10 protein-coding genes are annotated in these 12,337 nt (G+C 69.4%); 5 read left to right on the forward strand and 5 right to left on the reverse strand.

Going from position 1 to position 12,337, the window contains the following annotated elements:
- Positions 1–34 precede the first annotated feature (34 nt).
- Positions 35–3,412, reverse strand: a complete 3,378-nt coding sequence (locus QSK05_RS12755) for a pyruvate carboxylase (protein ID WP_285597358.1) — start codon at positions 3,410–3,412, stop codon at positions 35–37.
- Between the two features lie 183 nt (positions 3,413–3,595).
- On the opposite strand from QSK05_RS12755, the gene QSK05_RS12760 reads away from it, so the two are divergent.
- The gene (locus QSK05_RS12760) at positions 3,596–5,614 is read left to right on the forward strand and encodes a beta-galactosidase (RefSeq protein ID WP_285597359.1); all 2,019 of its coding nucleotides are present in this window, start codon (positions 3,596–3,598) and stop codon (positions 5,612–5,614) included.
- Here QSK05_RS12760 and helR read toward each other — a convergent pair.
- The 3 genes from helR to QSK05_RS12775 form a co-directional block, all read right to left on the reverse strand.
- Positions 5,601–7,757 carry an RNA polymerase recycling motor ATPase HelR gene (gene helR / locus QSK05_RS12765; protein ID WP_285597360.1) on the reverse strand — a complete coding sequence of 719 codons (2,157 nt, stop codon included), beginning with the start codon at positions 7,755–7,757 and terminating at the stop codon, positions 5,601–5,603. The two genes, QSK05_RS12760 and helR, sit on opposite strands and share 14 nt — an antisense overlap.
- A 188-nt stretch (positions 7,758–7,945) precedes the next feature.
- Entirely contained in the window at positions 7,946–8,587 is a 642-nt protein-coding gene (locus QSK05_RS12770; protein WP_285597361.1) for an MBL fold metallo-hydrolase, read from the reverse strand.
- Between the two features lie 73 nt (positions 8,588–8,660).
- Positions 8,661–9,146 carry a nuclear transport factor 2 family protein gene (locus QSK05_RS12775; protein ID WP_285597362.1) on the reverse strand — a complete coding sequence of 162 codons (486 nt, stop codon included), beginning with the start codon at positions 9,144–9,146 and terminating at the stop codon, positions 8,661–8,663.
- Between the two features lie 106 nt (positions 9,147–9,252).
- Here QSK05_RS12775 and QSK05_RS12780 point away from each other — a divergent pair, with 106 nt between their 5' ends.
- Positions 9,253–9,579 (forward strand): winged helix-turn-helix transcriptional regulator, encoded by a 327-nt coding sequence (locus QSK05_RS12780; protein ID WP_285597363.1) that lies wholly within the window; start codon positions 9,253–9,255, stop codon positions 9,577–9,579.
- A 3-nt stretch (positions 9,580–9,582) separates the two neighbouring features.
- On the opposite strand, the gene QSK05_RS12785 is transcribed toward QSK05_RS12780, so the two are convergent.
- The gene (locus QSK05_RS12785) at positions 9,583–10,161 is read right to left on the reverse strand and encodes a TetR/AcrR family transcriptional regulator (RefSeq protein WP_502879755.1); all 579 of its coding nucleotides are present in this window, start codon (positions 10,159–10,161) and stop codon (positions 9,583–9,585) included.
- A gap of 79 nt (positions 10,162–10,240) precedes the next feature.
- Between QSK05_RS12785 and QSK05_RS12790 the strand changes: the two genes are divergently transcribed.
- The 3 genes from QSK05_RS12790 to QSK05_RS12800 all read left to right on the forward strand — a co-directional run.
- Positions 10,241–11,116: an alpha/beta hydrolase family protein gene (locus tag QSK05_RS12790; protein WP_352301068.1), complete on the forward strand. Its 876-nt coding sequence runs from the start codon at positions 10,241–10,243 to the stop codon at positions 11,114–11,116.
- 93 nt (positions 11,117–11,209) lie between these two features.
- A complete protein-coding gene (locus tag QSK05_RS12795) occupies positions 11,210–11,866 on the forward strand; it encodes a GntR family transcriptional regulator (RefSeq protein ID WP_285597366.1) in 657 nt (218 codons plus the stop codon).
- Between the two features lie 177 nt (positions 11,867–12,043).
- The coding region (locus tag QSK05_RS12800; protein ID WP_285597367.1) for a hypothetical protein at positions 12,044–12,337 on the forward strand (294 nt) is incomplete at its 3' end.

Raw genomic sequence — 12,337 nt, forward strand, 5'->3', positions numbered from 1 at the left:
TCGCACAGAAAATACGGACAAAAGGTGTGAATGGCTAAGCCAGTTCGAGCACCAGGTCACCGCCGTCCACGCTCTGCACCCCACTGAAGGCCAGCCGCTGCACCACGCCCTCGACCGGGGCGGTGATGGAGGCTTCCATCTTCATCGCCTCGATCGTGGCCACCGTGTCCCCGGCGGCCACCTTGTCGCCCGCGGCCACCACCAGCGTCACCACGCCCTGGAACGGCGCGGCCACCTGCCCGGGCCGGGACGGGTCGGCCTTCTCCGCCGACGGGATCTCGGCCGCGATCCTGGTGTCGCGCACGCTGATCGGCCGCATCTGCCCGTTCAGCCGGGCCATCACGGTGCGGAAACCCTTCTCGTCCGGCTCGCTGATCGACTGCAGACCCATGATCAGGGTCTTGCCCTCGGACAGCTCCACCGCGTGTTCCTCGCCCCGGCGCAGACCGTAGAGGTAGTCCAGGGTGGGTAGCCCGGAGGTGTCGCCGTAGGTCGATCGGGCCTCGGCGAAAATCCTTGCGGGACCCGGGAACAGGAGCTCGTTCAGAGCCCTGCGGGGGTCCGTCGCGAGCGCGTCCTCCTGCTCGGGGCTCAGTTCTTCCGAAGGTGCCGTCCAGGAACGTCCTTCGAGGGCCCTGGTGCGGAACGGCTCGGCCCAGCCGCCGGGCGGGTCGCCCAGCTCGCCGTTCAGGAAGCCGATCACCGAGTCCGGGATGTCGAAAGAGCCCGGGTGCTGTGAGAACCCCTCGGGGTCGGCCCCGGCCGCCACCAGCGAGAGCGCCAGATCGCCGATGACCTTGGACGACGGGGTCACCTTGGGCACGTTGCCCAGGATGTCGTTCGCCGCGGCGTACATGTCCTCGATCTGCTCGAACTTCTCGCCCAGGCCCAGCGCGATCGCCTGCTGGCGCAGGTTCGACAGCTGCCCGCCCGGGATCTCGTGCCGGTAGACCCGCCCGGTCGGTGAGCTCAGCCCGGACTCGAACGGCGCGTAGACCCGGCGCACCGCCTCCCAGTACGGCTCCAGTGCGTTGACCGCCCGCAGGTCGAGCCCGGTCTCGCGGTCACTGTGGTCGGTCGCGGCCACCAGCGCGGACATCGGCGGCTGGGAGGTGGTGCCGGCCATCGAGGCACAGGCCGCGTCGACCGCGTCCACCCCGGCCGCGATCGCGGCGGTGAGGGTGGCCAGCTGGCCACCCGCGGTGTCGTGGGTGTGCAGGTGCACCGGCAGGTCGAACTCCTGGCGCAGGGCCGTCACCAGCCTCGATGCCGCCGGCGCCCGCAGCAACCCGGCCATGTCCTTGATACACAGCACGTGCGCCCCGGCCTTCACGATGCGTTCGGCCAGGTGCAGGTAATAGTCCAGGGTGTAGAGCTTCTCGCCCGGATCGGAGAGGTCGCCGGTGTAGCACAGGGCCACCTCGGCCACGGTCGTGCCGGTCGCCCGCACCGCCTCGATCGCGGGCCGCATCTGCTCGACGTCGTTCAGGGCGTCGAAGATACGGAACACGTCGATACCGGTGGAGGCGGCCTCGGCCACGAAGGCGTCGGTCACCCGGGTCGGGTACGGCGTGTAGCCCACGGTGTTACGGCCGCGCAGCAGCATCTGCAGGGCGATGTTCGGCACCGCCTCGCGCAGCGACGCCAGGCGCTCCCACGGGTCCTCGGCCAGGAACCGCAGCGCCACGTCGTAGGTCGCCCCGCCCCAGGCCTCGATCGACCACAGTTGCGGGGTGGTCCGGGCGACGTGCGGCGCGACCGTCAGGAGGTCCCGGGTCCGCACGCGGGTGGCCAGCAACGACTGATGGGCATCCCGGAACGTGGTGTCGGTGACGGCGACCCGGTTCTGCGCCCGCAGCCTCCGGGCGAACTCCTGCGGCCCGAGATCCAGCAGCAGCTGCCGGGTCCCGCCCGGAGCGGGGGTGGTGAGGTCGGTGGGGGGAAGCTTCAGCGTGGGATCCAGCATCACCGGCGCCGGCCCGTTCGGCTGGTTCACCGTCACGTCCGCCAGGTAGGTCAGCAGCTTGCTGCCCCGGTCGCCGGTGCCGCGGGCCTGGAGCAGGTGCGGGTGGGTCTCGATGAACGCGGTGGTGACGTGGCCGGCGGCGAAGTCCGGGTCGTCCAGCACCGCCTGCAGGAACGGGATGTTGGTGGAGACCCCGCGGATCCGGAACTCGGCCACGGCGCGGCGGGCCTTCTCCACCGCCGATCCGAACGTGCGGCCCCGGCAGGTGAGCTTGGCCAGCATCGAGTCGAAGTGCGCGCTGACCTGCGCCCCGGTGTAGGCGGTGCCGCCGTCCAGCCGCACCCCGCCGCCGCCGGGTGAGCGGTAGGTGGTGATGACACCGGTGTCCGGGCGGAAGTTGTTGGCCGGGTCCTCGGTGGTGATCCGGCACTGCAGGGCCGCGCCCCGCAGGCGCACGGTGTCCTGCGACAGACCCAGGTCGTCCAGCGTCTCACCGGCCGCGATGCGCAGCTGCGACTGCACCAGATCGACGTCGGTGACCTCCTCGGTCACCGTGTGCTCGACCTGGATACGTGGGTTCATCTCGATGAACACGTACGTGCCGTCGGGTGCCAGCAGGAACTCCACCGTGCCCGCGTTCCGGTACCCGATCCGGCGGGCGAAACGCACCGCGTCCGCACACATGCGCGTGCGCAGTTCCGGGTCGAGATTCGGCGCCGGGGCGATCTCGATGACCTTCTGGTGACGACGCTGCACCGAGCAGTCGCGCTCGAACAGATGGATGACGTTGCCCTCACCGTCGGCGAGGATCTGCACCTCGATGTGCCGCGGGTCGACCACGGCCTGCTCGATGAACACCGTCGGGTCACCGAACGCGCCGTCGGCCTCGCGCATGCAGACCTCGATCGCCTCGCGCAGGTCTTCCGGCCGGTCGACCCGGCGCATGCCACGCCCGCCACCCCCGGCGACGGCCTTGACGAAGAGTGGGTAGGGCAACTGCTGCGATGCGGTCACCAGCTCGTCGACATCGCGGGACGGCTCGATGCTGGCGAGCGTGGGAACCCCCGCCGCCCTGGCCGCCGCGATCGCCCGCGCCTTGTTGCCGGTCAGCTCCAGCACCTCCGGGCCCGGCCCGACGAACGTGATGCCGGCCCGGGCACAGGCCTCGGCCAGGGCCGGATTCTCCGACAGGAACCCGTAGCCCGGGTAGATCGCGTCGGCCCCGGCCCGCACAGCCGTTGCCACGATCGTCTCCGCATCGAGGTAGGCGCGCACCGGGTGCCCGCGCTCGCCGATCTCGTAGGACTCGTCGGCCTTCAGCCGGTGCTCGCTCCAGCGATCTTCATAGGGGAAGACCGCCACGGTGCGGGCGCCGACCTCGTAGGCCGCGCGGAAGGCCCGTACGGCGATCTCGCCCCGGTTCGCCACCAGTATTTTCGAGAACACGGGCCCGCTCCTGACTCATTCGGTGATGCAGCGTTCCGGGGCAGGATAAGTCGCTGCGCGGCGCGGGAACCGGGTCAGAAAGTGGGCTGGGTCACAGCGGGGGGCCGAGGCGTCAGGATCGCGGATCAGGCGGGAGAATGGCGCCCGACCGACGTTCCCGACGGCAAGGACGCTGACGAACCCATGCTCTACGGCGCCGACTACAATCCCGAACAATGGCCGGAACGCGTCTGGGACGATGACGTGCGCCTGATGAAGCGGGCCAGTGTGACCACCGTGAGCCTGGGCATCTTCTCCTGGTCACGACTGCAGCCGGCTCCGGGCGTCTGGGACTTCACCTGGCTCGACACCGTCATCGGCAAGCTGCACGCGGCCGGTATCGGGGTGAACCTGGCCACGGCCACCGCCTCGCCACCGCCCTGGATGAGCATCGAGCACCCGGACACGCTCGCCACCGACGAGAACGGCGCCACCTACTGGCACGGGTCCCGGCAGCACTACTCACCCGCGTCGAAGACCTACCGGCGTCTGGCCGCCGAACTGGTGACGCGTCTGGCAGCGCGGTACGCGCGGCATCCGGGGGTGGTGATGTGGCACGTCAACAACGAGTACGGATGCCACCTGCCGGTCGAGTACTCACCCGCCGCCCAGGAGGCCTTCCGGGAATGGCTGCTGTGGCGCTACCGCAGCATCGAGGCACTGAACGAGGCCTGGGGCACGGCGTTCTGGTCGCAGCGGTACGGCGAGTGGGCCCAGGTGATGCCCCCGCTCAAGGCTCCCTACAGTCGTAACCCCGCGCAGTTGCTCGACTATCAGCGCTTCATGTCCGACATGTGGCTGGAGTGCTACCTCGCCGAGCGCGACATCATCCGCGCCGCCGGTGCCACCCAGCCGATCTCGACGAACATGATGGGTGCTTTCAAGCCCGCCAACTACGCCGACTGGGCCCAGCACATCGACGTCATCACCGACGACTGCTACCCCGACCCGCAAGACCCGCACCGGGTGCGCAACACGGCCTTCCAGCGTGACCTGATGCGCTCGCTGAAGCGCGGCACGCCGTGGCTCCTGATGGAACAGGCCACCGACGCGGTCAACTGGCGCCCCACGAACCCGTCCAAGCAGCCCGGTCAGCTGGCGGCCGAGACCGCGCAGTCCGTCGGGCGCGGCGCGGACGGCATCTTCTACTTCCAGTGGAGGCAGTCGCGCGCGGGCAGTGAGAAGTTCCACTCGGCCATGCTTCCGCACGCCGGTACCCGCACCCGCACGTGGCAGGAGGCATCCACCCTGGGAGCCGACCTCGCCGCCCTGCCTGACCTGCCCCCTCCCGGTGACGATGCGTCCGTTGCTCTGGTGTTCGACTGGGAGAACTGGTGGGCCATCGAGAACCCCGACCACCCAGCCACTCTCGACTACCTGTCGCTGATCCGTGAGTGGTACGGCGCCTTCCACCGGCGGGGCGTCCAGGTCGACATCGTGCCGCCCGAGAAAATCGACGCCCGGTACCGTCTCGCGGTCGCGCCGTTCCTCTACCTGATCCGCGACGAGACCCCGCTGATCACCTTCGTGGAGAACGGCGGGGTGCTCCTGACCGGACCGTTCAGTGATGTCGTGGATGCGCAGGACCGTTTCTGCGACGGCGGTTTCCTGACCCGGCTGGGTCCGGTGCTGGGTGTCGGCGTCGAGGACTTCCGCCCCCTGCCGCCCCCGGTGCGGCAGCAGGTCGCCGAGAGGGCGGGGGAGACCGTCGTGGAGGACGACGCGGGCACCGGTGGTGGCGACCGTACGTCGGTCTCCTTCGCCTCCGGGGAGGCGGGTTTCGGCGCCACCTATTTCGCCGAGGCGCTGTGGGCCGATGACGCGCAGGTCGTGGCCACCTTCACCGATGGCCCCTCCGCGGGCCGCCCGGCCCTGACCCGGCGCGAGCACGGTCAGGCGGGCGGCCAGGGCTGGTACGTCGCGACCATGCCGGACCCGACCGGTCTGGACGCGATCGCCACCCGCCTGCTGGAAGAGGTCGGGATCCCGTCGGCCCCACTGCCCGAGGGAGTCGAGACAGCCCGACGCGGTGACGTCCTCACGGTGATCAACCACGGGAGTCTTCCGGTCTCGGTGACGTTCGACGGCACCGACCTGCGCACCGGGGAGGTCTTCGGGACCCGGGAACTGGCCCCGCAGGGGTTCGCGTTCATCCGCCGCTGAGGACCACCAGCTGCTGAGTCGCCCGGGTCATCGAGACGTACCGGTCGACGGCGCCCTCGATGCCGTCGCCGAACTTCTCCGGGTCGACCAGCACGACCAGGTCGAACTCCAGGCCCTTGGCCAGGGTCGGGGTCAGTGAGCGCACGCGGGCGGTGGGCAGGAACGTGGGATCGCCGATCACACAGGCGACTCCCTCGGCGTGCTCGGCCAGCCAGGTGTCGAGCACGTCGTTCAGCTCGACCGGGGTGCCGTAGCGCACCGGCAGACCGCTGCTGCGGATCGAGGTGGGCACGTTGGCGTCCGGCAGGGCGGCGCGGATCACCGGCTCGGCCTGTGCCATCACCTCTTCGGGCGTGCGGTAGTTGATGCTGAGCGAGGCGATCTCGATCCGGTCCAGTCCCACCCGCTTGAGCCGGTCGGGCCAGCTCTCGGTGAACCCGTGCCGGGCCTGGGCCCGGTCTCCGACGATGGTGAAGCTGCGGGAAGGATTACGCAGCAACAACATCTGCCACTGCGCGTCGGAGAGTTCCTGGGCCTCGTCCACCACGATGTGCGCGAACGGCCCGGCCAGCGCATCGGGAGTCGTGGTGGGCCGCGCGGCCTCGTCGACCAGGGCGTCCTGAAGGTCCTTGCCCATCAGCATGGCCACGGCGCCCTCGAAATCGTCCTGGGCCTGAAGAAGAGCGTCGGCGACGGCACTGCGGCGCTCGGCCTCGGCCGCGATCGCCGCGTCCTGCCGCATCTTGCGCTTGGCGGCCTGGGGGTCGCCGAGCCGCTGACGGGCCGCGTCGAGCAGGGGGAGATCTTCCAGGGTCCAGATCTGCTCGCCGCGCTGCAGCAGGCGGATCTCCTCGCGGGTCAGCCCGGGTGCGCAGCGGCGCAGGTAGGCGGGCACCGTGAAGAGGTCGGAGACCAGGTCTTCCGCCTCCAGCCAGGGCCAGCCCCGGTTGACGGCCGTCGTCAGCTCGGCGGTCTGCCGCAACGACTTGCGCACCTGTCGGGGGGTGGGCCGGTCACCGTTGTCGTCCGCCGGATGCTTGTCGGCCAGGATCGAGGCCACCTCGTCGAGGATGTACTCCTGGCTCTCGTTGTGCGGCGTTCCGGGCGGGGGAGCGTCGAAGGCCAGCGCCCAGTCGTCCGGGGTGAGCCAGACCTCGGCCCACGGGGTGCGCAGGCCCATGGTCTCGGTGGGCGCCTCCTCGTAGAACCGCACGGCCGCGTCGATCACCTTCACCACGTTCAGGGCCGACTTCAGCCGTGCCACCTCCGGGTCGGTCTCCGGCCGGGCCTGGGTGCCCTGCGGGACCAGGTCGCGCAGCGTGCAGGTCTGCACGCCCTCCTCGCCCAGGCTGGGCAGCACGTCACCCACGTAGTCCAGGTACGGCTGGTGCGGTCCGACGAACAGCACGCCGCCGCGATGGTGGCCCAGCCGGGGGTCGGAGTAGAGCAGGTAGGCCGCCCGGTGCAGCGCGACCACGGTCTTGCCGGTGCCCGGGCCGCCGTCGACGATCAGCGCGCCCCGGGAACCCGCGCGGATGATCGCGTCCTGGTCGGACTGGATGGTGCCCAGTACGTCTCGCATGCGGGGGGAGCGGTTGCTGCCCAGGCTGGCGATGAACGCCGACTGGTCGTCCAGCGCGGCGTTGCCCTCGAAGCCGTCGGCGGTGAACACCTCGTCCCAGTAGTCCGTGATCCGCCCCTGCGTCCAGCGGAACCGCCGGCGGCTCACCAGCCCCATCGGGTTGCCGTGCGTGGCGCCGAAGAACGGCTCGGAGACCGGCGAGCGCCAGTCGTGCAGCAGACGGCGTCCGTCGTCGGCCGTGAGACCGAGGCGACCGATGTACAGCGTCTCGCCGTCGTCCTTCACGATGCGGCCCAGGCAGAGATCCAGGCCGAACCGGCGCAGCGTGCGCAATCGCGAGGTCAGCCGGTGCACCTCCTGGTCGCGCTCGAGCGCGCGCGGGCCGCCGCCACCGGGCAGCCGGCGCACGGCGTCGAGGCGCTCGGTCAGCTCGGCGATCGACTGCTCGAGGGTGCCGGCGATCTCGGCGAAATGCTTCTCGTCCGTGGCGATCAGCTGGGCGGCGGACTTGGCGCCGCGGTCTGGGGGAAGGTTGAAAGCGCTGTGGTCGAGGGCTTTCATGAGGTAGGGCTCCGATCTGATGCCGATGCACGGCAGGTCACGATCGGTGATTGTGAGCCATGACCAGGGTCTTGCCGCAAGGCCCCCCTTACGCTATAACCTTGTGAGAGGCAGGGAGCGGTTTTCCTTGCCTCTTTTTATGCCCACGGGTTGGTCACGACCCCTTTGTCGTGGCCTCACCGTCCGGATCAGCCCGCGATCTCGATCGACTCGCCGACCGGGAGCAGGGTGAAAGGTGTCTTGGTAAGACCCTTCTCGCCGAGGAAGTGGGCGGTGGACTGCTGCCCGATCTCGCTGAGCATGGCCTCGTGGATCTGCAGGGCCTGCCGCGGGTTGACGGCCCGGACGAAGTCGACAGCCTCGCCGAGCTTGGTCCAGGGGCCGCTGGTCGGCACGAGCAGGGTGTCGACGGCCACACCGGGCACCAGGTAGGTGTCGCCCGGGTGGTACACGCTGCCACCGATCAGGTAGGCGGCGTTGTCGGGCATCGTCATGTCCGGGTGGATCTTGGCGTGGCCGGTGAGGAAGACCTGCACGGGCACCGGGCCGACGGAGAACGTCAGGCCGTCCGTGGCCTCGGTCAGGTGGCCCGCCCCGATCTGCTCGATCACCGAGGCGGGGGCGTACACGGGCAGCTCGGGGCGCTGGGCCACGATCTCCTTGACCGCTTCGATGTCGAGATGGTCGAAGTGGTCGTGGGTGATCAGGACGGCGTCGGCCGTGCTCAGGAGCTCGCGGGCGTTCGTGGCGAAGGTGCCCGGGTCGACCACGATCGTCGTGCCCTGGTCTTCGAGCACCACACAGGCATGGACGTACTTCGTCAGCTTCATGACCGCTCCTCGTCATATCTATACAGTCTATCTGTATAGATACGACACCCGGGCGGAGCGACTGTCAACTCGATCAGCTGGAGGTGGCCATCCGGGGGTCGCCCTCCAGCCAGCTGACGTGCTGCACCAGCCGGGCGATCTTCCACCCGTTCGCGGTGCGCACCAGGTGGTTGTCGTACGAGCCGCGCATCACGTAGTCGCCCTGCTCGGTGTGGTGCTGGGCGTACATCGAGGAGTAGCAGACGGCCTCGTCGCCGTCGATGACCACCTGGTGGTTCGGGCTCAGGTGCTGGGTGGCCGGCCACGGGTCCAGGCCCTGGCGGGCGAAGCCGACGAACTGCTCCCGCGGGAAGTCGGCGGCCGGCAGCCCGGCCTCGGAGAAGTCGACGTGCACCTGGTCGGTGAACAGCGAGCTCCAGGTGTCCCAGTCGCGGCGGTCGATGGCGGCGGCATAACTGATGACGACGTCGACGATGGCGGCGCGGTCTTCCAGGCGCTGGATGCGGGCTTCGAGAGCGGTCAGGGTGGTGGTGTGGTCGGTGGTCAGGTCGGTGGTCACGGTGCGGCTCCGGGGGGTGAGGCATGATGAGGGACGTCGTTGAGGGAAAGTTTGCAACTTACTTTTTGTAAGTCGCTTGGATGAGGTAAGCGCTAAGGAGTCGTTCGTGTCAAGTGCGCAGGCGTGCGAGAGCCTGGGGGAGCCGCTGTCCCGGGTGATGACCCTGCTGGGCAAACGCTGGACCGGAGTAGTGCTGGCCACGCTGATGTCCGGGCCGGTGTACTTCAGCGAGCTCCGCCGCGGGGTGCCGGGCATCAGTGACCGCGTGCTGAATGAGCGGCTGACCGAGCTGATCGGTGAGAACCTGGTCAGCAGGACGGTGATCGAAGGACCGCCGCTGCGGGTGCGGTACGAGCTGACCGGGCACGGCTATGCCCTGCGCCCGGCCTTGGACCAGCTGACGGCCTGGGCGGAGGAGCATCTCGCGCCCTGAGGGTTACTTCCGCAGCCCGGCCACCAGGAGCCCCACCAGGTGCCGCGCGTCATACGTTCTTGTCGTGCCGGAGCCCGCGCAGAGGCTGCCGACGGCGCGCATCAGTTCGTAGGCGTCCTGCCCCGGGTTGATCTCTCCGGAAGCCTCGGCCGCGCGCAGCAGTTCGGCGCAGACCGGCTCCAGTCGCTCGACGAAGTAGTCGTGCAGCGGGTCGTAGCACGGGTCGGCGGACTGCAGCGCTGCGGGCAGGCCGTGTTTGGTGATGACGAAATCGACGAACTCGTGCAGCCATCGGCCTAGAGCCTCGTGCGGTGTTGCGTGCGGTGTTGCGCCGGAGCCGGCCAGTTCCGGCCCGCGCGCCGCCAGCGACTCCACCTGGTGCCGGTAGACCGCCACGATCAGGTCGGCCCGGGTGGGGAAGTGGCGGTAGATCGTGGCCGTGCCCACTCCGGCCTCGGTCGCGATCGCCCGGACTGGCGCCTCGACGCCCTGTCTGACGAACACTGCGGCCGCCGCGTCGAGCAGGGTCTCCTGATTGCGGCGCGCGTCGGCGCGCAAGGGCTTCCCGGTCACGGGCGGCAGCTTAGTTGTTAAACGGGACGCTGTCCCGTATCTTCAAAACGGGACGCTGTCCCGTTTAATTTGTCACTCGAAAGGCCATCTGGTGAAACCCCTTGTCTCGGTCAAGCCGCTGATCGTCCCCGCTCCCGGCCGGGACGGTGATCTACTGGTCCGGGTGTCCGCGCCGGTGGTGGGCGCCGGTCTACCGATCCTGCTGTTCGCCCACGGGTTCGGTTCTTCCCTGCACGGGTACGGGCCGCTGGCCGACCACTGGGCGTCCGAGGGCTTCGTCGTGGTGCAGCCGACCTTCCCCGACTCCCGCACGGTCGGAGTGGGCCCCGGCGACCCAGGATGGGCGGGTGTCTGGCGCACGCGGGTGGCGGACCTGGTGCGGGTTCTCGACGCGTGGGACGGGTTGGAGAGTGCGGTTCCGGGCCTGGCCGGGCGCGTCGACCCGACCCTGGTGGCCGTCGCCGGGCATTCCTTCGGTGGGCAGAGTGCCGGTAGCCTGCTCGGGCTGAGGGTTCTCGACCGTGTCACGGGCGAGGGGGAAGACCTGTCCGACCCCCGGGTCCGCACCGGCGTGCTGCTGGCCACCGCCGGCCGGGGTTCCGACATGACCCCCGAGGCGGTCCAGATGCTGCCGTTCATCAATCCGGACTTCAGCGGCATGACCCGCCCGGCCCTGATCGTTGCCGGCGACCACGATGACTCCCCGCTCAGCGGGCGCGGCCCCGACTGGATGACCGACCCGTACTACCTGAGTCCCGGTCCCAAGAGTCTGCTCACCGTGTTCGGCGGCGAGCACTCACTGGGCGGAATCCCGGGTTACGAGGCGGCCGAGACCACCGACGAGAACCAGGCCCGGGTGGCGATGATCCAGCAGGTCACCACGGACTACCTGCGGGCCGGGCTGGGGCTGGCGACGTCCGGTGTGGCGGTGCCCCCGGAGCTGGGGCGGCTGGAGAGCAGGTGACCTGCGGCGGGCGGGAGTGCCGACGATATTGTTGACAGTGTCGGCGTTCTTCAACGGGTGGGGTCGCGGTGTCGCGACGGTGAGGTGGACAGGGTGGCTGAGGCTCTCCGCGAAGGTGCCGCGGGCACCCGGGTCACGGTTGCCGCGTTGCGCGAGGCGCTGGCCCGGGGCGAGCTGTCGCCCGGTCAGCGGCTCGTCGAGGGCGAACTGGCCGAGACCTACGGCGTCACCCGGGCCAGTGTGCGGGCAGCACTCATCGACCTCACGGCCGAAGGCCTGGTCGAGCGGATTCCCAACCGTGGGGCCCGTGTCCGCATCATCTCCGTCGAGGAGGCGATCGCCATCGCCGAGTGCCGCATGGTGCTCGAAGGCCTCTGTGCCGCCCGGGCGGCGCGGCTGGCCACGCCGCTCGATGACGCCTCCCTGCTCGAGCTGGCGCGGCGCATGAGAAAGGCTGTGGCCGACGGCGAACCGGTGCAGTACTCGGCCTGCAACCGCGAACTTCATTCCCTGGTGCGGAAGATCGCCGATCAGCCGGTGGCGGATCAGGTGCTGGAGCGTCTCAACGCCCAGCTGGTGCGGCACCAGTTCCGCCTGGCCCTGCGTCCGGGGCGGCCCCAGGTCTCACTGAAGGAGCACCTGGCCATCATCGAGGCGATCGTGGCGCGTGATCCCGGGGCCGCCGAGGCTGCGGCCCGGGCTCACCTCGCCAGTGTGATCGAAGCTCTGCGACAGGCTGACGTCCTGTGAGTACGGCTGAGGAGGGTCGTTGCCAAAGGCACCACTGGTAGTTGGCTTTGGAATTTTCGGAGCGGCCTTTCTCCCATGGTTCCCTCATGCGTCACTCCCGTCGTGGGTGGTCTTGCCTACGCAAAAGTGACGTAGACTGTGGACACCTGTTCGAACCAGGAGTGCGGGGGCGCGGTCATGGGAGAAGCTCTGCTGTCGGCGTGGCCGGAGGTCGATCTCCGGTCGCTGTCCGCCCTCGAACTCCACCAGGCCATCCAAAGATGTTCCTGGTCAACGGGTTCGGAGAGTTCCTGCCTGGGATCCGTAGCTGCCTCCGAACGCATCAAGCGGAACCTCGACGCCACCCAGGCCGAATGCCTGCACCGGGCAGCCATTCTCGCAGCACGGAGCACCCCGTCGAACGCCTCCTACGACGCGCTCGACGGTATCGAACTGGTCGGCAGTGAGATCGCCCTGAACCTGGGCCTGAGC

It is taken from the genome of Kineosporia sp. NBRC 101731 (assembly GCF_030269305.1).
GTDB lineage: Bacteria > Actinomycetota > Actinomycetes > Actinomycetales > Kineosporiaceae > Kineosporia.

Coding starts and splice junctions, on each gene's coding strand:
- QSK05_RS12770 (WP_285597361.1), bottom strand. CDS start 8,587: ATGAAGCTGACGAAGTACGTCCATGCCTGTGTGGTGCTCGAAGACCAG.
- helR (WP_285597360.1), bottom strand. CDS start 7,757: ATGAAAGCCCTCGACCACAGCGCTTTCAACCTTCCCCCAGACCGCGGC.
- QSK05_RS12760 (WP_285597359.1), top strand. CDS start 3,596: ATGCTCTACGGCGCCGACTACAATCCCGAACAATGGCCGGAACGCGTC.